At 38.4% G+C, this 23,356-nt stretch carries 24 protein-coding genes; 17 read left to right on the forward strand and 7 right to left on the reverse strand.

Annotated elements, in window-relative coordinates:
• Positions 1-245: 245 nt before the first annotated feature.
• From noc to ACQKN3_RS17320, 4 genes are all read left to right on the forward strand, one after another.
• On the forward strand, positions 246-1,130 hold the full coding sequence (gene noc / locus ACQKN3_RS17305) for a nucleoid occlusion protein (protein WP_251691045.1): 885 nt from the start codon (positions 246-248) through the stop codon (positions 1,128-1,130).
• 221 nt (positions 1,131-1,351) lie between these two features.
• Positions 1,352-2,113: a ParA family protein gene (locus tag ACQKN3_RS17310; RefSeq protein WP_079523590.1), complete on the forward strand. Its 762-nt coding sequence runs from the start codon at positions 1,352-1,354 to the stop codon at positions 2,111-2,113.
• Positions 2,106-2,951, forward strand: coding sequence for a ParB/RepB/Spo0J family partition protein (locus ACQKN3_RS17315; RefSeq protein ID WP_251691043.1), 846 nt, complete (start codon positions 2,106-2,108; stop codon positions 2,949-2,951). The genes ACQKN3_RS17310 and ACQKN3_RS17315 overlap by 8 nt, the downstream gene beginning before the upstream one ends.
• Positions 2,952-3,059: 108 nt before the next feature.
• The gene (locus ACQKN3_RS17320) at positions 3,060-3,767 is read left to right on the forward strand and encodes a DUF554 domain-containing protein (protein ID WP_251691041.1); all 708 of its coding nucleotides are present in this window, start codon (positions 3,060-3,062) and stop codon (positions 3,765-3,767) included.
• On the opposite strand, the gene yyaC is transcribed toward ACQKN3_RS17320, so the two are convergent.
• Positions 3,684-4,310, reverse strand: a complete 627-nt coding sequence (yyaC, locus tag ACQKN3_RS17325; RefSeq protein WP_008408365.1) for a spore protease YyaC — start codon at positions 4,308-4,310, stop codon at positions 3,684-3,686. The genes ACQKN3_RS17320 and yyaC overlap by 84 nt on opposite strands.
• 115 nt (positions 4,311-4,425) lie before the next feature.
• Between yyaC and ACQKN3_RS17330 the strand changes: the two genes are divergently transcribed.
• The 6 genes from ACQKN3_RS17330 to rpsR all read left to right on the forward strand — a co-directional run bounded on the left by ACQKN3_RS17330 (position 4,426) and on the right by rpsR (position 8,140).
• Positions 4,426-5,331, forward strand: a complete 906-nt coding sequence (locus ACQKN3_RS17330) for a mechanosensitive ion channel family protein (protein ID WP_427713598.1) — start codon at positions 4,426-4,428, stop codon at positions 5,329-5,331.
• A 3-nt stretch (positions 5,332-5,334) separates the two neighbouring features.
• Entirely contained in the window at positions 5,335-5,535 is a 201-nt protein-coding gene (locus ACQKN3_RS17335; RefSeq protein WP_079523585.1) for a DUF951 domain-containing protein, read from the forward strand.
• Between the two features lie 128 nt (positions 5,536-5,663).
• Entirely contained in the window at positions 5,664-6,764 is a 1,101-nt protein-coding gene (ychF, locus tag ACQKN3_RS17340; protein WP_427713600.1) for a redox-regulated ATPase YchF, read from the forward strand.
• 208 nt (positions 6,765-6,972) lie between these two features.
• Positions 6,973-7,263: a 30S ribosomal protein S6 gene (rpsF, locus tag ACQKN3_RS17345; protein ID WP_008408357.1), complete on the forward strand. Its 291-nt coding sequence runs from the start codon at positions 6,973-6,975 to the stop codon at positions 7,261-7,263.
• A 38-nt stretch (positions 7,264-7,301) separates the two neighbouring features.
• Positions 7,302-7,859 (forward strand): single-stranded DNA-binding protein, encoded by a 558-nt coding sequence (gene ssb / locus ACQKN3_RS17350; protein WP_008408356.1) that lies wholly within the window; start codon positions 7,302-7,304, stop codon positions 7,857-7,859.
• 41 nt (positions 7,860-7,900) lie between these two features.
• Positions 7,901-8,140: a 30S ribosomal protein S18 gene (gene rpsR, locus ACQKN3_RS17355; protein WP_172954456.1), complete on the forward strand. Its 240-nt coding sequence runs from the start codon at positions 7,901-7,903 to the stop codon at positions 8,138-8,140.
• Positions 8,141-8,292: 152 nt separating this feature from the next.
• On the opposite strand, the gene rbsB is transcribed toward rpsR, so the two are convergent.
• From rbsB to ACQKN3_RS17385, 6 genes are read right to left on the reverse strand one after another with little or no spacing between them, the layout of a single operon-like run.
• Complete coding sequence (rbsB, locus tag ACQKN3_RS17360; RefSeq protein ID WP_251691032.1) at positions 8,293-9,231, reverse strand: ribose ABC transporter substrate-binding protein RbsB; 939 nt, start codon at positions 9,229-9,231, stop codon at positions 8,293-8,295.
• A gap of 15 nt (positions 9,232-9,246) precedes the next feature.
• Entirely contained in the window at positions 9,247-10,188 is a 942-nt protein-coding gene (gene rbsC, locus ACQKN3_RS17365) for a ribose ABC transporter permease (RefSeq protein WP_285848955.1), read from the reverse strand.
• Positions 10,175-11,671: a sugar ABC transporter ATP-binding protein gene (locus ACQKN3_RS17370; RefSeq protein WP_251691030.1), complete on the reverse strand. Its 1,497-nt coding sequence runs from the start codon at positions 11,669-11,671 to the stop codon at positions 10,175-10,177. Before ACQKN3_RS17370 ends, rbsC begins: the two co-directional genes overlap by 14 nt.
• Before the next feature lie 15 nt (positions 11,672-11,686).
• Complete coding sequence (gene rbsD / locus ACQKN3_RS17375) at positions 11,687-12,076, reverse strand: D-ribose pyranase (RefSeq protein ID WP_251691028.1); 390 nt, start codon at positions 12,074-12,076, stop codon at positions 11,687-11,689.
• Positions 12,073-12,951 (reverse strand): ribokinase, encoded by an 879-nt coding sequence (rbsK, locus tag ACQKN3_RS17380; RefSeq protein ID WP_427713606.1) that lies wholly within the window; start codon positions 12,949-12,951, stop codon positions 12,073-12,075. The genes rbsD and rbsK overlap by 4 nt, the downstream gene beginning before the upstream one ends.
• Complete coding sequence (locus ACQKN3_RS17385) at positions 12,948-13,934, reverse strand: LacI family DNA-binding transcriptional regulator (RefSeq protein ID WP_251691024.1); 987 nt, start codon at positions 13,932-13,934, stop codon at positions 12,948-12,950. Before ACQKN3_RS17385 ends, rbsK begins: the two co-directional genes overlap by 4 nt.
• A 496-nt stretch (positions 13,935-14,430) precedes the next feature.
• Here ACQKN3_RS17385 and ACQKN3_RS17390 point away from each other — a divergent pair, with 496 nt between their 5' ends.
• The 7 genes from ACQKN3_RS17390 to yycF all read left to right on the forward strand — a co-directional run bounded on the left by ACQKN3_RS17390 (position 14,431) and on the right by yycF (position 23,354).
• A complete protein-coding gene (locus ACQKN3_RS17390) occupies positions 14,431-15,378 on the forward strand; it encodes a YybS family protein (RefSeq protein WP_251691021.1) in 948 nt (315 codons plus the stop codon).
• Positions 15,379-15,390: 12 nt separating this feature from the next.
• The gene (locus ACQKN3_RS17395) at positions 15,391-17,367 is read left to right on the forward strand and encodes a DHH family phosphoesterase (protein ID WP_251691020.1); all 1,977 of its coding nucleotides are present in this window, start codon (positions 15,391-15,393) and stop codon (positions 17,365-17,367) included.
• Positions 17,364-17,810, forward strand: a complete 447-nt coding sequence (gene rplI / locus ACQKN3_RS17400) for a 50S ribosomal protein L9 (RefSeq protein ID WP_251691018.1) — start codon at positions 17,364-17,366, stop codon at positions 17,808-17,810. Before ACQKN3_RS17395 ends, rplI begins: the two co-directional genes overlap by 4 nt.
• Before the next feature lie 12 nt (positions 17,811-17,822).
• A complete protein-coding gene (dnaB, locus tag ACQKN3_RS17405) occupies positions 17,823-19,175 on the forward strand; it encodes a replicative DNA helicase (RefSeq protein ID WP_251691016.1) in 1,353 nt (450 codons plus the stop codon).
• Between the two features lie 191 nt (positions 19,176-19,366).
• Positions 19,367-20,653, forward strand: a complete 1,287-nt coding sequence (locus ACQKN3_RS17410; protein ID WP_427713610.1) for an adenylosuccinate synthase — start codon at positions 19,367-19,369, stop codon at positions 20,651-20,653.
• A gap of 282 nt (positions 20,654-20,935) precedes the next feature.
• Entirely contained in the window at positions 20,936-22,405 is a 1,470-nt protein-coding gene (locus ACQKN3_RS17415; RefSeq protein ID WP_427713612.1) for a peptidoglycan DD-metalloendopeptidase family protein, read from the forward strand.
• 238 nt (positions 22,406-22,643) lie between these two features.
• Entirely contained in the window at positions 22,644-23,354 is a 711-nt protein-coding gene (yycF, locus tag ACQKN3_RS17420) for a response regulator YycF (protein ID WP_008408338.1), read from the forward strand.
• The last annotated feature ends 2 nt before the right edge of the window (positions 23,355-23,356 follow it).

Here is a 23,356-nt window from a genome sequence, read left to right on the forward strand (position 1 = left end):
AATTAACCAAATTTGAATATATCCGTCTTTTGCTGCATATATATTTATATTTATGTTTTTTTAGTGGATAGAAAAATATAAGTTTATTTTGAAATACAAATGGGTAAAGACATTATTTTGTCCTATTTTAGGCGAAATCTGTCTTTCTCGTAAATTACTATTCATTGAACACTGTACATTTTTGAATGAATCAGAAATAATATTGTATATGAGGTAGACAGTTTCCTAAAGGTGGTGCCACACGGATGAAAAGTACTTTTTCACGTTTTTTCGGAGGCGGGAGCAAAGAGCCTGAAGTAGAAAGTGAAGTAGAAGTAATAGAGAATATCTCGATGGCTTCAGAAGAAGTAGTTAAAATTCCAATAGACAAAATCATTCCGAACCGTTATCAGCCACGTACAGTTTTTGATGATGAGAAGATTGAAGAATTAGCAAGAACTATTCATACACATGGCGTCATTCAACCAATTGTGATTCGTCCAATTAATAATGACGCAGATAAATATGAAATAATTGCCGGTGAGCGACGTTATCGAGCGATGAAATCCCTACAATGGACAGAAGTGCCTGCTATTGTACGCAATTTAAATGATCGAGAAACGGCGTCTATTGCCCTGATTGAAAACCTTCAACGTGAGGAATTAACAGCAATTGAAGAAGCGCTTGCTTATCAACAATTATTAGGGTTGCATCAGCTTACACAAGAAGCGCTTGCACAACGTCTTGGTAAAGGCCAATCAACAGTTGCTAATAAATTGCGTTTATTAAAGTTGCCTCAATTTGTTCAGGATGCTATTTTAAATCGTGAAATTTCGGAACGTCATGCCCGGGCTTTAATTGTAATTAAGGATGAGCAATTACAAATGCAGCTCATTGCAGCGACGAAAGAGTTTGATTGGAATGTTAGACAGCTTGAAGAGCAAATTCAAAAAATTCTAAATCCTGATGAGCCAGAGATAAAAAAACGTAAACCAAGCAGAAAAGCGATTAGCAAAGATGTGCGTATTGCCCTTAATACGATCAAGCAGTCGTTATCGATGGTGACGAAAAGTGGAATTAATGTAAAAACGGAGGAAGAGGATACAGACGATTACTACCAAATCACTGTAAAAATTCCGAAGAAAAAATAAATTATTGAACTGCCCGAAAGATAACGACTTTCTAGGCAGTTTTTTTAGTAGATTAGTAGGTTTGGCAAGTTTTTTGAAATATTTTTATATTCATAGCATCGTTTTCTAACATTTTTTGTTAAGATAAGAGAAACAGTATTATAAAAGGAAGATTTAGTCATCCGGGATTTTTAGACTTTAAAAATATACCTAAATTGAAGTGATGAAAGCAGGTGCGGATATTGGGACGTATTATTGCGATAGCCAATCAAAAAGGTGGCGTTGGAAAAACGACAACCTCTGTTAACTTAAGTGCATGTTTAGCTTTTTTAGGAAAGAAAGTATTAATAATCGATATCGACCCACAAGGTAACGCTTCAAGCGGATTAGGTGTTCGAAAAGGTGATTTAGAAAGCTGTGTATACGACGTACTGATCAATGATGAAGATATTAAAGGTGTCATCCAACAAACGGATGTAGAAAATTTATATATTGTCCCTGCTACAATATCATTGGCAGGTGCTGAAATTGAGCTTGTGTCCACAATTTCCCGTGAAGTTCGACTGAAAAAATCATTGCAGGAGATTAAAAATAATTTTGATTTCATTATTATTGATTGTCCGCCATCACTTGGCTTATTAACAATTAATGCGCTGACTGCCTCCGATGCGCTGATTATCCCGGTCCAATGTGAATATTACGCATTAGAGGGGTTGAGCCAGTTGCTTTCAACAGTCCGCCTTGTCCAAAAACATTTGAACAAGGAGTTAATGATTGATGGTGTGTTGCTAACAATGCTGGATGCCCGTACGAATTTAGGACTTCAAGTGATTGATGAAGTAAAACGCTATTTCCAGGATAAAGTATATCGTTCGATCATTCCGCGTAATGTGCGGTTAAGTGAGGCACCGAGCCATGGTAAACCGGTAATTTTATATGATTCAAAATCACGCGGGGCAGAAATTTACTTAGAGTTTGCAAGGGAAGTGATTAAAAATGGTTAAAGGTTTAGGTAAAGGAATTGATGCGCTTTTTCGTGAAGAGGCCGTACATAAAGAAGACCAGGTACAGCAAATTGCAGTAGGGAAAATTTTAGCAAATCCATTTCAGCCACGTAAAATCTTTGATGAGACTGCAATTGAAGAATTAGCAAGCTCTATTATTGAACATGGTATTATTCAACCGATTGTTGTCCGTAAAAATGCTAGAAAATATGAAATTGTAGCAGGTGAACGCCGTTATCGTGCGGCTGTCAGTGCAGGTTTAACAGAAGTACCTGTCATTGTAAAAGACTTTAATGAGCAGCAAATGATGGAAGTTGCTATTTTGGAAAACTTGCAACGCGAAGATTTAACGCCAATTGAAGAGGCAGAAGCATACAACAGTTTAATTGTGAAACTGAATTTTACACAAGATGATTTAGCGAAACGATTAGGAAAAAGCCGTCCGCATATTGCGAACTTAATCCGTCTGTTGCAGTTACCTGAAGACATTCGAGACCTTGTCAACGAAGGGAAACTGACAATGGGGCATGGCCGTGCATTACTTGGATTAAAAAATAAACGGCGTATACCTGAAGTGGCACAAAAAGTAATAAAGGACCACCTTAATGTTCGCCAATTGGAAAAGTATATTCAAGATTTAAATGAGGCCGTTTCACGTGAAACAAAGCCGACAAAAAAGGATATTCATACACAGGCAACGGAGTCTCAATTACGTGATTATTTTGGAACACAAGTACAAATCAAAAAAGCTAAGAATAAAGGTAAAATTGAAATTGAATTTTATTCAGATGATGATTTGCACCGCATTTTGGAAATATTAAATATGGAACAAGAATAAAAAGTGCTGAGCGAAAAGTTTCAGCACTTTTTTTGTGAACAGTTATAATATAAAAAAATACTACATAATGTTGAATTTGTTAGACGGCAAATAGAAAGAGGGAAATTCATGGTATTACTAGGTTCTCTGTTAAATGCATTATTTATTATAATCGGTGCGTTGGTCGGCCGTATCTTTAAAAATATTCCGGAATCCATGCAGCAAACAGTGTTATCAATTATCGGTTTAGTTGTGGCGCTTTTAGGAATTCAAATGGGATTGGAGAGTACGAATTTCATTCTCCTTATAGTCAGTTTAATCATTGGTGCGGTCATCGGTGAATGGCTCGACCTTGAAGGAAAGTTTAATCGCTTTGGTCAATGGATTGAGTCCATTTTTGGAAAACGTGCACAAAAAGGAACGATTGCAGAGGGGTTTGTTACTGCAACGCTCATTTTTGTTATTGGCTCCATGGGGATTCTCGGTGCTCTTGATAGTGGTTTGCGCAATGATCACAATATTCTTATCACTAAAGGGATTATCGATGGATTTATGTCGATTATATTAAGTTCAACTTTAGGAATCGGTGTCTTACTATCGGCGGTTCCTGTACTTTTATATCAAGGCTCGATTGCATTATTTGCAGGTGTTATTAGTACATATATTCCTAGTGAAGCATTGGATCTATTTATCACAGAAATGACAGCGACGGGCGGTATTATGATTATGGCAATCGGTTTGAATATTGCCGGATTAACGAAAATCCGTATAGCCAATCTGCTGCCAGCGATTTTGATGGTCGGGATACTCGTTGCGATTATTTTTCCGTTTCAGTAAATGGCGCTGCCATGCTAAAACAAGTGCCCGAACAATTTTATCACTCATAGAATACGTAACATGCAGTCTCGTATTTTGTAATACTTTTGCTTCCATAAAGCCTCCTACGTTAACAATTCCTTTAACAGAAATGTTACCGATAGGAGGCAACTCTTTTTTCACGGCTTTTCCGGGATAAAGAGGACCCTGTTGGATTAGAATAGAACCAATCGCATTTGATTCACCTAAACAAGCATCAATTGCAATAATAAAAGGTTGCTCTTTTTCATTAATCAACTGCTCGTAACGCTCTACAATATTGAGCGCGTGAAGCGGTGCTTGCAATGTACCAACAACCGGAAATGGAAATGAGAAAGTTTGGTGCAGCTGGCTGCCGATAATCGGGCCTAATGCATCACCTGTAGATCGGTCTGTACCGATACAGCAAAAAATAAGTTCTTCATGGTCAAACGGAATCGTTTTTAAAAAGATTTCGCTCAGCTCCCAAACAGCGCTCGTCTGCTCGTAATGGACGCTATAATTTTGAGGACAGGCTTGTGTCATATCATCACTCCTTTAATTTTTAAATTTAAATAGATTACTCGAGAAATAAGCTAAAATACGATATATTTATGCAGTATATTCAATTTTAAAGTTTGTTATACAAGAGGTGGTAAATTTGGAAGAAGATTTGAAATTAGATTTAGAGGAATTTGCTGAAACGGATATTAAAGGGCTCGCACACTATACGACAAAACTTTGGGAATACGTCACAAGTGCGGAATTTTTGGAAAAAATTATTGTAGCCGGCGCGAAGATTCTGGCGATTATCATTATTTCATATCTTGTCGTTTTTATCGGCAAGAAGATTATTCACCGAGTGTTTATGCTGCGTGTAAGAAATAATGAGCGTCGACAGCTTACAATTGTAAAGCTGCTGCAAAGCGTACTGAGCTATTTAGTGTACTTCTCTGCCATTATGGGAATTTTATCGGCTATGAATATACAAGTTGCCGGGTTACTTGCAGGGGCCGGGATTGCTTCTGTAGCCATTGCCTTTGGTGCGCAAAACTTAGTGAAGGATGTCATTACAGGATTTTTCATTATTTTAGAGGATCAGTTCGGTGTAGGGGATTTTGTGAAAATCAATACGGCTGAAGGTACCGTTATGGAAATTGGTCTTCGTACAACGAAAGTAAAGGGAGTAACAGGTGAGCAGTTTATTATTCCAAACGGCAGTATTGTAGATGTCATCAACTATTCCATCAATAACTCAAAAGCTACGATAAATATGCAAATTTCGCTCGATGCGAATATTGAAAAAGTGCAGATGGTCATACAAAACTATTTGGATACGTTACCGCAAAATTATGAGGAACTAGTTTCTGCTCCTGTCTTTTTAGGTGTCACAAATACGACAAGCACAGAAGCGACAATTGCTATTACAATAGAAACATTACCATTACAGCAATATTCAATATCACGTATTATTCGGAAAGATGTAATCGACATCTTAACACGCAACGGTATTCCTCTTGCTGTACCGAAAATGATGTTTTATGAGCGAAATCAGGGAGGAGAATAATAGATGGAAGCAAAGCAGTACGGTCTTAATGACGTTGTGGAAATGAAAAAACAACATCCTTGTGGCACAAACGAATGGAAAGTAATTCGATTAGGTGCCGATATTCGCATAAAATGTGAGGGGTGCGGACATAGCGTTATGATTCCACGCCGCGAGTTTGAGAAAAAAATGAAGAAAATTTTACGCCAGGCAGAAGAAGTCTAAAAGCAAAATAGACTTTTATGCCCGCAATCAATATAATAGACAAGGTTGTAAAATTTAATGGACAGAAAAATCCATAAAAGAATTAATAATAAAATTAAATGAACTGAACATAGAAAGGTTGTGTCAATATGGCATTAACAGCTGGTATTGTTGGTTTACCGAACGTAGGAAAATCGACTTTATTCAACGCAATTACAAAAGCAGGCGCTCTTGCAGCTAACTATCCGTTCGCAACAATCGAACCGAACGTTGGTAGCGTAACTGTTCCGGATGAGCGTTTAGACAAATTAACAGAATTAGTAGTACCAAAGAAAACAGTTCCGACAACTTTTGAATTCACAGACATCGCAGGTATCGTAAAAGGTGCTTCTACTGGTGAAGGTTTAGGAAACAAATTCCTTGCTCACATTCGTGAAGTAGATGCAATTTGCCAAGTTGTTCGTTGTTTTGAAGATGAAAATATTACACACGTTTCGGGTACAGTAAACCCGATCGATGACATTGAAGTTATTAATTTAGAGTTAATTTTAGCGGATATGGAATCAGTGGATAAACGTATTGCACGTGTAGCAAAAATGGCGAAACAAAAAGATAAAGAAGCTATGGTAGAAGAGCCAATTCTTCAAAAGCTTAAAGAAGTATTAGAAGCTGAAAAACCTGCTCGCGCGGCAGACCTTTCAGATGACGAGAAAAAAGTAATCAAAGGTTTACATCTATTAACGATTAAACCAATGCTTTATGTTGCCAATGTTTCTGAGGATGAGGTAGCGGATCCATCTGAAAACAAGTATGTAAAAATGGTACAAGAATACGCAGCAGCTGAAGGCGCTCAAGTAATTACTGTTTGTGCAAAAATTGAAGAAGAAATTTCTGAGTTGGAAGACGATGAGAAAAAAGAATTTTTAGCTGAATTAGGAATTGCTGAATCAGGTTTAGACCAATTGATTAAAGCTTCATACAGCCTATTAGGTTTAGCTACTTACTTTACAGCTGGTGTACAGGAAGTTCGTGCATGGACATTCCGCAAAGGTATGAAAGCACCACAATGTGCCGGTATTATTCATACTGATTTTGAACGCGGCTTTATCCGTGCTGAAACGGTTGCATTTACGGATTTAGTAGAGTACGGTTCAAAGCCGGCTGCAAAAGAAGCAGGCCGAGTGCGCGCTGAAGGTAAAGAATACGTAGTACAAGACGGCGACATATTGGAATTCTTATTTAACGTATAATTAGTAGACGCTTTGTGAGTAGAAATCTATCCTCGCAAAGCGTTTATTTATATATGAAATAATCTATTTCATTAATATTAAAAGATGTAGCCAGTTGCATAGAAATAACAACTATGATACAATTCATTGATGTGAGTAATAGAAGTTACTTACTCCTTGCTCCCTATTTAGTAGGAGAGCCCAAGTCCATAAGGAGGTGCAAACACAAATGAGAAAGTACGAATTAATGTACATCATCCGCCCAAACATTGAAGAAGAAGCGAAGAAAGCTTTAGTAGAGCGTTTCCAAGAAATCTTAACTTCAAATGGTGCAGAGATCACAGAAGCAAAAGATTGGGGTAAGCGTCGTTTAGCTTACGAAATCAATGACTTCCGCGAAGGTTTCTACCAAATCGTGAAAGTTAACGCTGGTACTGAAGCTATCAACGAATACACTCGTCTAGCTAACATCAGCGAAGACATCATCCGTCACATCGCAGTACGCGAAGAAGACAAATAATTTTTAAACTTAAATGCTGAAAAAAGGAGGGTGCATTGATGATTAACCGTGTCGTATTAGTCGGAAGACTTACAAAGGATCCAGAGCTTCGTTACACACCGAGTGGAGTTCCAATGGCACGCTTTACGATTGCCGTAAACCGTACATTTTCGAGCCAGTCTGGTGAACGCGAAGCAGATTTCATAGGCTGTATCGCCTGGAGAAAACAAGCTGAAAACTTAGCAAACTTCATGAGAAAAGGGAGTTTGATTGGTGTAGAAGGTCGTATTCAAACAGGTAGCTTTGAAGGACAAGATGGAAAGCGTGTGTATACAACAGATGTCGTTGCTGATTCAGTGCAGTTCTTAGAACCACGTGGAGGAGCTAATGCATCACAAGGTGCACCAAGCCAACAATACGGTGGAGGGCAAAATTATGGTGGTCAGCCATCTTATAATCAGCCTAACCAACAATTTGGAGGCGCGCAATCTCAGGATTCTTACGGTTCTTATCAACAGCCAGCTCAAAATCAGCAAAACTATACACGTGTAGATGAAGATCCATTTGCAAACAGTAAAGGACCGATTGAAGTATCTGAAGACGATTTACCGTTCTAAGAACTTCACATCTATAATTAAAAATTAAAAGGAGGAACACGATAATGGCACCACGTCGCGGAGGCCGCAAACGCCGTAAAGTTTGCTACTTCACTTCAAATAACATTACGCACATCGACTACAAAGATGTAGATCTTTTAAAGAAATTCATCTCTGAGCGCGGTAAAATTTTACCACGTCGCGTAACTGGTACTTCTGCTAAATACCAACGTAAACTTACATCTGCAATCAAAGTTTCACGTATTATGGCATTATTACCATTCGTAGCTGAAGAAAAATAATTTTTTCTTAAAAGTACAGCATAGGCTTAACTGCCTCTGTTGTACTTTTTTTATTGTTTAAAGGTTTTTTATAGTTCCATAACAAAAGCTGCCACAAAATTACTTGTGACAGCTTGAGAGGTGCAATAGCCTATTTGCAGGCTGTTGCATTATTATTTTGTAATTAATTCAAGATTGACTGGAATTACTTCATCAACCGTTTCACCGTTTAAATAAGCAATCGCTGTTTCCATTGCGATCTTTCCAATCTCATCAGGTTTTTGTGCAACCGTTGCAGCTAAACTTCCTGCTTTTACCGCAGCTACCGCATCGTCAGTCGCATCAAAGCCAACTACTACAATCTTCTTACCCGAAGCCGAAATTGCTTCTTGTGCACCTAATGCCATTTCGTCATTGTGCGCAAATACGGCTGTAACATCCGGATTGGACTGCAGAATGTTCTCCATTACTGTTAAGCCCTCTGAACGGTTAAAGTTCGCTGTTTGCTTTGCAACGACGTCTAAGATACCTGTGACAGCTTCATTGAACCCTTGTCCACGATCACGTGCAGCAGATGAACCTGCGACACCTTCCAATTCGACAACTTTGGCACCTTCACCAACTAACTCTGTAATATATTCTCCTGCCAGCTTTCCGCCAGCTACGTTATCAGAGGCGATATGTGATATGACTTCGCCACCTTCAGAAGAACGGTCTACCGTAATGACGGGAATATTTAAAGCATTAGCAGATTCAACAGCAGTTGCAACAGCAACAGAATCTACAGGGTTAATAATAATCAAATCAACGTTTTGCTGGATTAAATCTTCAATATCGGAGGCTTGCTTCGACGCATTATCCTGCGCATCTACAATCGTTGTTTTCACACCGAGCTCTTTTGCCTTTGCTTCTGCATTTTCACTTAACGTTACGAAGAATGGATTGTTTAAAGTTGAAATAGATAAACCGATTGTTAATGTATCATTACTGCTTTCTGTTGATGTAGCGGATGTTCCGAAAGAAGGTTCCAAAGAGAAGCCTGGTTTTACCGAACAAGCCGACAGTATCACTGTGGCCAAAAGTGCCATTAATAATATTAATTGTTTTTTCACGCTAATGACCTCCATCTACGCTGTTTTCTTACGGTCAATTAACACCGCGATTAAAATAACAATCCCTTTTACTACTTGCTGGAAGAATGAAGAAACGCCGATTAAGTTCAATCCGTTATTCAACACTCCGATAATTAAGGCACCTACTAATGTACCGAAAATCCAGCCTTTACCGCCTGTTAAACTTGTCCCACCTAAGACAACTGCTGCAATTGCATCCAACTCATAAGATGTACCTGCTGTTGGCTGTGCAGAGTTTAAACGAGATGTTAAAATCAGCGCAGATAAAGCTGCTAACATACCAGTTAATGAGTATACAGCAATTTTTACACGATCCACATTGATACCTGATAATTTAGAAGCCGCTTCATTGCCGCCTACTGCATAAACACGGCGACCGAATGTTGTTTTATGCATAATTACATATAACGCAATGAAAGCTAGAATCATTGTACATACTGGAACTGGAATACCGAAGAAGTATCCTTTACCTAACATCTGGAATGTAATTTCATTTCCTAAGTCAGAAACAGGGCGACCATCCGTATACACTAACGTTAATCCACGGTAAATTGTCATTGTTGCCAATGTTGCGATGAATGGTGCTACTTTTCCTTTTGCAATGATGACACCATTTACAGCACCAAGAACAGCACCTAATAATAAGGCCGCTAGAATGGTTAATACAGGATCTATTCCTGAAGCGAGCATTGTGGCTGCTACGGCACCTGTAAGGGCCAATGTCGAGCCAACCGATAAGTCGATGCCGCCAGTTAAAATAACAAAAGTCATACCAAATGCGATAAGTGCACTAATCGATACTTGACGTAAAATATTTAAAACATTATCTGTTGTCATAAAGCTTGGATTTAAAATCGTAATGACAATTACAATTAAAAATAATCCTAAAAGAGGACCTAGCTTTCCTAACATTTCTTTTGAGCTAGTTTTTAACAACTTCTTCTCCTCCTGTTGCGTAATGCATAATAGTTTCTTGTGTTAAGTCAACATTGTCTAAAATAGCTGTTTGACGTCCTTCGTGCATGATCATTACACGGTCCGCCATACCTAACACTTCCGTTAGCTCTGAGGAAATCATTAAAATGGCTACACCTTCCTCGGCTAACTGATTCATAATCGAGTAGATTTCTTTTTTTGCACCAATATCAACACCGCGAGTAGGTTCGTCCAATATTAAAATATCCGGTTTTGTACTTAACCACTTTGCGATAACTACTTTTTGCTGATTACCGCCGCTTAATGAGCCAACAGCCTGTGTCGCATCACTGCAGCGAATATTTAGCTGCTCAATATATTTAGCAGCATGTGATTGCTCTTGTTGTGGTTGAATAAAGCCGCTTTTTGCAATTGTTTTCAAATTTGTTAAAAACATATTTTCCTTAATCGAAAAATCCAGTACAAGACCTTCTGTTTTACGGTCTTCCGTCACAAATCCAATCCCGTATTTCATTGCTTGAATCGGGTTTTTGATCGTCACTTTTTCCCCGTGGATGTAAATATCGCCTCTAGACTTTTTAAGGTTACCGAAAATAGCCTGTGCAACTTCTGTACGGCCTGCCCCCATTAAACCGGCAAATGCTAATATTTCGCCTTTACGAATCTGAAAGTTAATATCTTTGCATACCGCAGGACATGTTAACCCTTTTACTTCTAGAGCAACGTCTCCTATTTCTGCATTGCGGCTTGGATAACGTTCACCAAGCTCACGTCCGACCATCATTTTAACGATTTCATCAAAAGTTGTTTTTGGAATTTCCCGAACACCAACATACTCACCATCACGTAAAATCGTAATACGATCACAAATTGCAAAAATCTCTTCCATACGATGGGAAATATAAACAAACGAAATCCCTTTTGCTTTCAGTTCTCTAATCGTTTCAAATAGTGTTTCAATCTCACGATCTGTAAGGGCAGCTGTCGGTTCATCCATTACGATATACTTTGCTTCTGAATTAATCGCTTTGGCTATTTCAATTAGCTGTTGCTTTCCGACTGAAAGCGAACCGGCAGGCTGACGTACATCAATATGCAAACCGAGTTTTGCCAACAGTGTCTTTGCATCTTTATTCATTTCACGTGTACGCAGGAATCCCGTACGACCAATTGTTTTTTCCTTTCCTAAAAACAGGTTTTCCGCTACAGATAAATGCGGCAGAATATTTAATTCTTGGTGAATTACGTGAATGCCTAAGTTTTCGGCGTCTTTTGCTGAAGTAAATGTATACGACTGACCATCAACTAGCACATCACCGTTATCACGCGAGTAGATACCGGCCAAAATTTTCATCATCGTTGATTTACCAGCACCATTTTCACCCATTAAGGCGTGGATTTCCCCGTCTAACAGAGTGAACTCAACATTGTTTAATACGACGTTGCCATTGAATGCTTTTCTTATGCCCTTCATTTCAATCATGTTCCGTCACCTACCTTAGAAAATTACGCCGCTTTGTAGCATGATATTGGCGTATGGTGTTATTTCACCTGTACGAATAATGACCTTTGCTTCGCTCGACATCTTCTTGAATTGTTCGTGGGATATATATGTAACCGGTTCCACTTTTTGCAATATAGAAGAATGAATAGTTTCGTTAGCAGTTTTTATTTCTTCAGCTAAGTAACTATGTTCTACTTTTAAATCTTCTAGAACAACTTCTAAAATCGTCATAAATCCTGGTTCCCCCAGTTTGTATGCTAAATCGATACATGTAACGCCGCCCGGAACCGGTAAGCCGCAATCGGCAATAACAATTTTGTCTGTATGACCTAAACGTGCAAATATACCGGCTAATTCGCGATTTAAAATGCCCTGTTTTTTCATTTTGTGCCTTCCTTTCGAGCAATTACTTCCTCTAATTTTGGCATACCACCTTGGGCTCCAAATTTTTCAACGGATAATGACGCCGCTATATTCGCAAAAAATACGGCTTCTTCAATAGACTGACCGTTTGTAATAGCATGTGCGAATGCACCGTTAAATGTATCACCGGCACCTGTTGTATCAACAGCCGTTGTTTTATATCCTTTTATATGCACATGTTTTGTTCCATCGAAGTAACGCGCACCATCTTCACCTAATGTCACTATTAACTGATTTGGGTATTTTTCTAATGCTGCTTCAACATCGTTCCCGAAAAGTAAGGCACATTCAGTTTCGTTTGGTGTTAAGTATTTAATATACGGCATCCACTCAATGTCGAAGTTTGCTGCCGGAGCAGGGTTGAAGAGTACCGGTACTTGAAGCTCTTTACATAACTTTAAGCTGTACTCAATCGTTTCTACTGGAATTTCAAGCTGCATGATCACTAACTGACTATTTTCAATGACAGTTTTTGCTGAAGCAATCTCTTCTGGTGTTACTTTAGAGTTGGCACCTGGTACAACGACAATACGGTTGTCCGATTCGTGGAGTAAAATATTAGCAATGCCAGTAGCACCATTTGTATTTATTACTAAGCTTGTATCTATATTTTCTTCATTCAGATTCGCACGCAGTTCCGTACCGAAGCTGTCTGTGCCGACAGCACCTAACATTTTAACTTGGCTGCCTAAGCGTGCAGCAGCTACTGCCTGATTCGCACCTTTGCCGCCTGGAACCGTTGTAAATAAGCTTCCTAAAACAGTTTCCCCTTTTTTGGGGAATACATCCATTTGAACGACTAAGTCCATATTGATGCTTCCTATTACCGTAATCATTTTGCAGCTTCCTTTCTTGTCGTCCCTCGAACAATTAGTTGTGGATCTATATTTAATAACGTTTGTATTATTTCTTTGCCTTCAATCTGTTCAATTAACATTGTTGCGGCTGCAGCACCCATTTTGTACAGATCCTGGCCGACTGTTGTTAATGGAGGGGATACCATTTCACCGAGTGCAATTCCATCAAAGCCTACAATTTGCAGTTCTTCGGGTACGCGCTTACCAAGCTTATGCGCAATATGAAGTGCAGCAATGGCTAATGTATCACTGCTTGCAAATATACCGTCAATCTGAGGATTTACAGCTAAAGTTTGTTCAATCGCTTCAGCAGCAACTTTAAAATCAAATGATGTTGTTATAACAATTGGCTCTAGTCCTCGTTTGTCCGTTGCTTCGAGAAATCCTGTAAGGCGATCATCCGCAGTTTTTAAACCTTGCGGACCACGTATACATAGTAAATTTCCTGCTCCATTCGTAAGTAAGTACTCCGCCCCAATCCTGGCACCTTTTTCGTTATCGGTTGCTACAGTTGGAACAGTTGCATCGATTATTCGGTCAAGTGCAACGATTGGTGTATTGATGGACATATAAACAGAAGGATCCAGTAAGCTTGTTGCTACTATTAAGCCGGCAACATATGTTTGTGACAGGCGCTCTAAATATAACAACTCTTTTTCCATCTGGTCGTCAGAATTACAAAGAACAACTGTATAACCATAAGACAATGCCATGTCTTCCACTGCACGCGCCAGTTCAGGGAAATATGGGTTTTTTATATCCGGAACAATGAGACCAATAATATTGGATTGTTTTTTACTTAATGAACGTGCAACACTGCTTGGCTTATAATCCAGCTCAAGAATTGCCTGTTCAATACGTTCTGATGACTTTTTACTGACATAACCATTTTGGTTTAAGTAGCGTGATACTGTTGCCACAGAAAGATTTGCAACCTTTGCTACATCTTTAATGTTAACCATCTATCCGCCCCCTAAACAAAATGTGTTACCGGTTACATAATATATGCTATACAATACAAATTGTCAACGAAATAAAGGACATAAAAGACAGAAAAAAGGCTTTTAATACGTAGAATATAATTATTCAAACAAAAATTACTCCATATTAAGTTATACTAAAAAAATCATAATGACATACTATTCATAGCTTGTGCATTCTATGCAGTGGATTTCCACCCTATATATTGGTCATATACCAGTATTTACATGCACTTATATGCTTTAGATGTAAGCAGATTTTTATATAGAGGAGAAGTTAAAGGGAATGTAATAATGGATTGGTTTAATTCATTCTTCTTGTCGTAACGGTTATTTTGTTTGACCATGCAAAAATGGTACAATAGGAAGGTGAGAAAAGTTGAAAGCAGACTGGTCGAAAAGCCGACCAAATGTAAGAGCAAAGTTTGAATAGTCCTTGCATTATAGTCTAGCGAACAACAGATAAGGAAGGTTCTCCATGCAAAATAATCAATCAAGAAAGCTAGCACATGGTGCAATGATGATTGCGCTTTTCACTGTGCTGATGGCAATCGTATTTTATATTCCACTGGCGAATATTATCGCGGCGATTATTGCTCCATTACCGATGATTTGGTATAGCGCAAACTATAATCGGAAGTCATCGCTTTTAGTCGCAGTGATTGCTGTATTTATTACTTTTTTTATTGGTGGACTGCTATTACTACCCGCTTCATTAATCTTTGCAGCAGCAGGTGTAGCAATAGGGGATGCTATTTATCATAAAAAGAGTAAAGTATTTATGTTTATCTCAACGAGTATTGTCCTGCTGATCACATTTGCGATTCAGTATTTAATTTCATTGCGTTTGTTTGAAGTAGATTTTATTCGGGATTCTCTTGCGCTCATGAAGACGAGCTATATGGAATCGATTAAAATGACGGAGAGTCTGACTGGACAACCTGTGCCCAAAGAAACAATGGATTTGGCGAATACAATGTTAAATACGTTGGAAATGACAATGCCGGCTTCCATTACATTTGCCATGTTATTTTTAACATTCATTATTATTACCGTTAATTTACCGATTTTAAAGCGTTTAAAAGTAGACGTACCAAAGTTTGCGAAGTTTAGTGAATTACGTTTACCACGATCAGTGTTATGGTATTACTTAATCGCTTTATCAGTGAATTTATTCGTTCGTCCAGAAGCTGGTTCTTCATTGGCTATTATTATGCTAAATATTTCAATGGTATTATGGGTATTATTAACAATACAAGGTATCTCATTTATACATTTTGTCATTGATGCATTTGGTTATCCGAAGTTTATAAAAGTTTTAAGTACAATTTTAGCAATACCTCTCTATTCGTTTGTTATTTTAGTAGGTATTGTTGATTTAGGCTTTAATGCACGTAGTTACATTCGAGAAAAGAGTCAGAAATGAGGAGCTGATGGAATGGGGATTTTTCGTAAAAGACCAATTCGATATCCACTATTAGTATTGTTTTTACTTGGTGCAGTAGCAGCTATCCTTATTATGATGTGGAATGTATGGGTGGGAATAGCCTTTATAGCTATTTATTCAGTAGCAGCTTACTACACGGTAAAAGTTGAATTATTAACATATGTAGAAACCGAAAAGCATATTCAATCACTTTCCTACCGGATGGAGGATGTCGGAAAAGAGGCATTTCTGGAAATGCCATTCGGAATTCTGTTAATGAATGATGAAATGACGGTGGAATGGGCCAACCCGTTTATGCTTCGCGTCCTGCAGCAAGAATCGCTGGTCGGATATGAACTTGAAATGATTTCAGAAGAGCTGCCTCTACTAGTTAATCAAGACCAAAAAAATGAAACGGTCATTGCTATCAATGATCGGAAATATCATATTTATTATAAAGAAGAAGAGAAACTTTTCTATTTCTTTGATATTACAAAACAAGTACAGATTGAAAAGCAATATATGGCGGATCGTACTGTACTCGCTATACTATTTATCGATAACTATGATGAGCTTACATCTGGCATGGATGACCAGGCACGAAGCGTCACCAATACGATGATGACATCAATTATAAATGAATGGGCAGCACATTATGATATCTTTGTGAAAAGAATCGCATCGGATCGTTACATGGCTGTGTTAAATGAATCGATTTTATCGGAGCTTGAGCAGAAACGTTTTTCAATTTTAGATGTCATCCGGGAACGAACGTTGATGCAGAAAAATTTATCATTAACATTAAGTATTGGCATTGGAGCAGGCTCTCAATCTCTTGTAGAGCTTGGGCAATTAGCGCAGTCGGGACTTGATCTAGTTCTGGGGCGTGGTGGTGACCAAGTTGCCATTAAGCAGTCCAATGGTAAAATTCGCTTTTATGGCGGTAAAACAAACCCTGTTGAAAAACGTACAAGAGTACGTGCCCGTGTAATCTCTCATGCACTAAGTGATTTAATTCAAGATAGTGACCGCGTTTTCGTAATGGGCCATAAAAATCCGGACATGGACTCAATAGGAGCATCTGTCGGTGTACGTAAAATGGTTGCGATGAATGGAATTGAAGGGTTTGTCGTAGTCAATTTTGATGAAGTACGCGGAAGTGTAGACCGGTTAATGACCGAGTTAGAGCAAAAAACCGATTTTTACGATCGCTTTATTACTCCGGATGAAGCTTTATCAAAAATAACGCCAAAATCACTTGTAGTTATTGTCGATACTCATAAGCCAAGTATGGTAATTGATAGTCGAATATTAAGTAGAACAGATAAGGTTGTTGTTATCGACCATCACCGTCGTGGAGAAGAGTTTATCAATAATCCGACATTAGTATATATGGAGCCATATGCATCCTCTACAGCAGAACTCGTTACGGAGCTGCTAGAATACCAGCCTCAAAATGAAAAGTTATTGCCGCTTGAAGCGACAGCATTATTGTCCGGTATTATTGTGGATACAAAAAGCTTTACATTAAGAACAGGTGCGCGTACATTTGAAGCCGCTTCATATTTACGTACATTTGGTGCTGATACCGTACTGATACAACGTCTGTTAAAAGAAGATGTAGAAACATATGTCGCACGTTCAAAAATTATTCAAACTGTAGAATTCCCGTTTGCAGGAATTGCGGTTGCAAAAGGTGAAGATTCAAAAGTATACGATTCAGTATTAATCGCACAAACTGCAGACATTTTACTAACAATGAAAGATGTCGGTGCCTCGTTTGTCATTGCCCATCGCAATGATGGACTGATCGGCATTAGTGCACGTTCATTAGGAGAAGTAAATGTCCAGCTTGTCATGGAAAAGCTTGGCGGTGGAGGCCATTTAACAAATGCCGCTACCCAAATGGAAGCACAATCCATTGATGAGGTTAAAAAATATTTATATGAAGCAATTAATGAAGTAGTCGAAGGGAGTAAAGAATCATGAAAGTAGTATTTTTAAAAGACGTAAAAGGTAAAGGCAAAAAAGGTGAAATTAAAGAAGTAGCAGAAGGTTATGCACGTAACTTTTTACTTAAAAACGGTTATGCAAAAGAAGCTAATAACCAGGCAATTAGCGAACTGCAAGGTCAAAAGCGTTTAGAAGAGAAAAATGCGGCGGCAGAGTTGCAGGCAGCAAAAGATTTAAAAGAGCAATTAGAAGCAATTACAGTAGAAGTAAAAGCGAAATCAGGTGAAGGTGGTCGCCTATTTGGTTCAGTATCTACAAAGCAAATTGCAGATGCATTACAAAAGAAACATGGTTTTAAAGTAGATAAACGCAAAATGGATTGTAATGACGGACTTCGTTCATTAGGTTATGCCAATGTACCAGTGAAGTTACATCAAGATGTAAAGGCTACTTTAAAGGTACATGTAATTGAAGAATAAGGAGCGACAACAATGAACGAATCCATGATGGACCGTGTTCCCCCACATAATAGTGAAGCGGAACAATCGGTCATTGGAGCCGTTTTCCTTGAACCACAAGCTCTAATAACAGCATCTGAAATTGTTATAGCAGATGATTTTTATCATATTGCACATCAAAAGATTTTCCAAACGATGCTGAACTTGAGCGATCAGGGAAAAGCAATTGATCTTGTCACTGTAACGGAAGAATTATCAGCAAAAAAAGAGCTAGAGGATATCGGCGGGTTAAGCTATATTACGGAATTATCGAGTGCTGTTCCGACAGCTGCCAATATCGCACATTACGCAAAGATTGTAGAAGAAAAGGCGATTTTACGTCGCCTTATTCGCGTTGCATCTAAAATTGCGGATGACGGATATACGCGTGAAGATGAAGTAGAGGTTCTTTTAGCAGAAGCTGAAAAGAAAATGCTTGAAGTTTCGAACCGTAAAAATGCTGGCGACTTTAAGCACGTAAAAGATGTACTCGTTCAAACATTTGATAATATTGAACAGCTCCAGTCACGTGAGGGGGATGTGACAGGTATTCCTACCGGTTTCCGTGATTTGGACAAGATGACGGCCGGTTTCCAACGCAACGATTTAATTATTGTGGCAGCCCGTCCATCGGTTGGTAAAACAGCCTTTGCCTTAAACGTAGCCCAAAGTGTTGCTGTAAAGGCCCGTGAAAATGTAGCGATTTTCTCTCTTGAAATGGGAGCAGACCAGCTTGTCATGCGTATGTTATGTGCAGAAGGTAATATCGATGCACAACGCTTGCGTACAGGCGCTTTAGAAACAGAGGACTGGAGCAAGCTGACAATGGCTATGGGAAGTTTATCAAATTCCGGTATTTACATCGATGACTCTCCGGGTGTGCGCATGACAGATATACGTGCCAAATGCCGACGATTAGCTAAGGAAAACGGTTTAGGAATGATTATGATCGATTACTTGCAGCTTATTTTAGGTAGCGGTAAACCAGGAGAGAACCGTCAGCAGGAAGTATCGGAAATTTCCCGTTCATTAAAAGGTTTAGCGCGTGAATTAAAGGTACCTATAATTGCCCTATCACAGCTGTCGCGTGGTGTAGAGCAACGTCAAGATAAACGACCGATGATGAGTGACTTGCGTGAATCTGGTTCGATTGAGCAAGATGCCGATATCGTAGCCTTCTTATACCGTGATGATTACTACGATAAAGAATCGGAAAGTAAGGATATTATCGAAATCATTATTGCAAAACAACGTAACGGTCCAACAGGCACGGTAAGCTTGGCATTCCGTAAAGAGTATAATAAGTTCTTGAATTTAGAATTTACTCCTCCTCCACGAGAAGAATAACCCTTAAACACGAACGTTTCACATTAGTTGAATGTGTACGTTCGTGTTTTTTGTTGACATTTAGGATTTGAACTTGTTAAAATGTTCATGTTTCATCATTAAGGAATTAAAAGGTAAATTCTTATGAAAAAGAATGAAATACTTAATATATAATTTTCATTAGGTGAATCATTCGTCGGAGGTGCACATAGATGACAGCTGTAGTTGTAGTAGGTACGCAATGGGGAGACGAAGGAAAAGGTAAAATTACAGATTTCCTTTCAAAAAGAGCAGATGCAATCGCACGTTATGCTGGTGGAGATAACGCGGGTCACACAATTAAAATTGGTGGAGAAACATATAAATTGCATTTAATCCCTTCAGGAATTTTTTATCCGGATAAACTTTCTATTATTGGAAATGGTGTTGTTCTTAATCCAAAGTCAATTGTAACGGAATTAAAAGGACTGCAAGCTAGAGGAATTGATACATCGAATTTAAGAATTTCCAATCGTGCACATGTTATTTTGCCATATCACATTTATCAGGATATTGTAGAGGAACAGGCACGTGGTGATGAAAAAATAGGAACGACAGCAAAGGGAATTGGTCCATGCTACCAAGATAAAGTTGCACGAATTGGGATTCGTGTAGCAGATCTATTAGATAAAGAAACATTTGAAAAAAAATTACGCGCAAATTTAACATTAAAAAACCGCTTATTTACTAAGTTTTATGAAGTAGAAGGCTTACAATTTGATGATATATTCGAGGAATACTACGCTTACGGTCAAGAAATTGCCCAATATGTAACAGATACATCGAAAGTGCTGAACGATGTTATTGATGAAGGCGGTAAAGTGCTGTTTGAAGGGGCACAGGGGATTATGCTTGATGTCGATCAAGGGACTTATCCATATGTAACTTCTTCAAATCCAGTGGCAGGCGGTATCGCAATTGGATCAGGTGTTGGTCCAACAGCAGTAGAACGCGTTGTTGGTGTTTGTAAGGCATATACGTCCCGTGTTGGAGATGGTCCATTTCCATCTGAACTTCATGATGAAATTGGCCAGCAAATTCGGGAAGTTGGCCGTGAATATGGGACAACAACAGGCCGTCCGCGTCGTGTTGGATGGTTTGACTCGGTTGTAGTTCGTCATTCACGCCGAGTTTCGGGAATAACGGACTTAGCATTAAATTCAATTGATGTATTATCAGGTCTTGAAACAGTTAAAATTTGTACAGCGTATGAATATAACGGGGAACAGATTACAGAATATCCAGCAAACTTGGAAATCATTGAACAGTGTAAACCTGTCTATGAAGAACTACCAGGTTGGTCAGAAGATGTGACGAACGTTCGGACATTTGATGAGCTTCCTGAGAATGCGAAAAATTATGTACAGCGCATTGTCGAGCTTACAGGTATTTCATTGATGACTTTCTCAGTTGGCCCTTCACGTGAGCAAACAAATATCGTAAATGAAATTTGGAAATAATTCATTAAAGTATAGAAGTGTATTAAAAGTCTAGCCGGCTTTTAATACGCTTTTTTTGTTACTAAGAAAAACTATAAATGGATATAAGGAGGGTTAGTGGACTATTTTACCTACTAAAAATGTAACATCCTTTTAGAAAATAATACAATTACATTACAAAAAGACTGGAGCGGTTCATTTGAAATGAGAAATATGATACATTAGCAAAGTGTGTTTTTACAATCGCTAGTTAAAGAAAATACATCTTTTTATAGTACAGATCTAGTCGAAAGGAGCTTTATCATGAGTTCAAAAGGAAACAAGTTAGACTTAAAAAAATCTAATCTAAGTCTAATGAATCGTCATAATAGAAAATTTAAAGTGGCTACCTTATTTGCCTTACTTGTTTCTACAGTGACATTCAATATAGGTTTCGCGAATGAAACAGATAAAGAAAAATTCGCTAAAGTTTTCCACGTTTATGTAGCTGATACATACGTAGGTTCTGTTGCAGATGAAGCAACAGTAAATGAGATTGTCGAGCAAAAAGAGCAAGAGGCAAGCGAACAATATGAAGACTTAACTATTGACGCAGGCGCTGATATCTCACTTATACCAGAGCAAGTATTTACAGTCGAAGCTAATGAAGAGCAGACATTAAAAAACCTTCAAGAGGCAATAACTGTTCAGGCAAAAGCCCATTCCCTAAAAGTGGGGGAAACAGTCGTTGCATCAGTGAAGGATAAAGAAGAGTTTGAAGCTGTAATTGACGGATTAAAGCTTCAATTTGTGACACAAAACGATTTAAAAGAATTGCAAAACAATGCTAATAAAGATTCTATACCCAAATTACAAAAGGATGAAACACGCCTGGTCGATCTTGCATTATCTACTCCGATTACAGGTGATGAAGTGTTAGCAGAGCCGGCAAATATTGTTTCTTCCAAACAAGCGGTACAACTTTTACAAACAGGTGCATTGGAGCAAGAAGTATATACTGTAAAAGCAGGAGATGTGTTAGGTTCAATTGCAAAAGCACATGATTTAACAACTGCTGAGTTATTAAAAATCAACCCTACACTTAAAGCAGACACTGTCCTTCAAATTGGCGAACAAGTCAATGTAACTGTACAAAAGCCATTTGTTACAGTAAAGGCAGTTTATGAAAAGAAAAAAGTAGAGGAAATCGACTTTGCGAAAATCGTCAAAGAAGATGCAACGATGCTTAAAGGTAAAAAAGTAGTTAAGCAGGAAGGCGAAAAGGGCAAAAAAGAAGTTTCCTACTTAATCACTGAAGAGAATGGTGTCCGAACAGAAAGAATACAATCAGAGGCAAATGTAGTAGCAGAGCCTGAAGACCGTATTGTCGTTGTCGGAACGAAAGTGATTCCTTCTGTTGGAACAGGTACTTTTGCTTGGCCGGCAGTTGGTGGATATATCTCAAGTAATATGGGAGAGCGTTGGGGACGTTATCACTACGGTATTGATATTGCCCGCCCATCAAACTATACAATAAAAGCCTCAGATAATGGTGTTGTCAAAACGGCAGGCAAGCATTCAACATACGGAAATTATGTAGTGATTAACCATAAAAACGGTTTTGAAACATTGTATGCCCATTTATCTCGCATTGATGTAAAAGTGGGACAAGTAGTCGAACAAGGTTCCGCTTTAGGACAAATGGGTTCAACGGGGCGTTCAACAGGCACACACTTACATTTCGAAGTTCATAAAAACGGTAAAGAAGTAAATCCGTTATCATATTTAGATTAACTTTTAGCAGTCCAAGGCAGAATTGGACTGCTTTTTCTATAATATGGTCTTCAAGTTATTAGAGTGGACAAAATTCAAAAACTATTCTTAAATGGGTGGAATATTTCCCGGAAAATAATCATAGCAGTATAGCTGTATAATGCACCAAACGGCAAAGCATGATAGAGTAGTTATAGTAAAAATAAAGATAACCTTTCATAATTATATAGAGAATTTATGAGAAAAGAGGAATTAGATGATGGATAAAACGATATTAGTTGTAGACGATGAGAAACCAATTGCAGACATTCTGCAGTTTAATTTAATAAAAGAAGGTTATCGCGTCATTTGTGCATATGATGGGGACGAAGCGCTTCAAAGAGTAGAAGAAGAACAGCCTGATTTAATGTTGCTGGATATTATGCTACCTAAACGTGACGGCATGGAAGTATGTCGTGAAGTGCGTAAAAAATATGATTTCCCAATTATTATGCTTACGGCAAAAGGTTCGGAAATCGATAAAGTGCTGGGGCTGGAAATGGGTGCTGACGACTATGTAACAAAGCCGTTCAGTACACGTGAATTAATTGCCCGTGTAAAAGCGAATATGCGCCGATTAAATGTGCCTGCTCAAATAGAAGAAGCACAAGCGGAAACGAATGATATTGTAGTGGGCTCTTTAACGATTCAGCCAGATGCCTATTTAGTATTAAAGCGTGACGAGTCAATTGAATTAACACACCGTGAATTTGAATTACTGCATTATTTAGCAAAACATATTGGTCAAGTTATGACACGTGAGCATTTGCTGCAAACAGTATGGGGGTATGATTATTTCGGTGATGTACGAACAGTGGACGTAACAATCCGCCGTTTACGTGAAAAAATTGAAGATAATCCAAGTCATCCTTTATGGATTGTTACGAGACGAGGAGTCGGCTATTACTTACGAAACCCTGAACAGGAGTAAAA

Source organism: Solibacillus sp. NPDC093137 (assembly GCF_050280445.1).
GTDB lineage: Bacteria > Bacillota > Bacilli > Bacillales_A > Planococcaceae > Solibacillus > Solibacillus isronensis_B.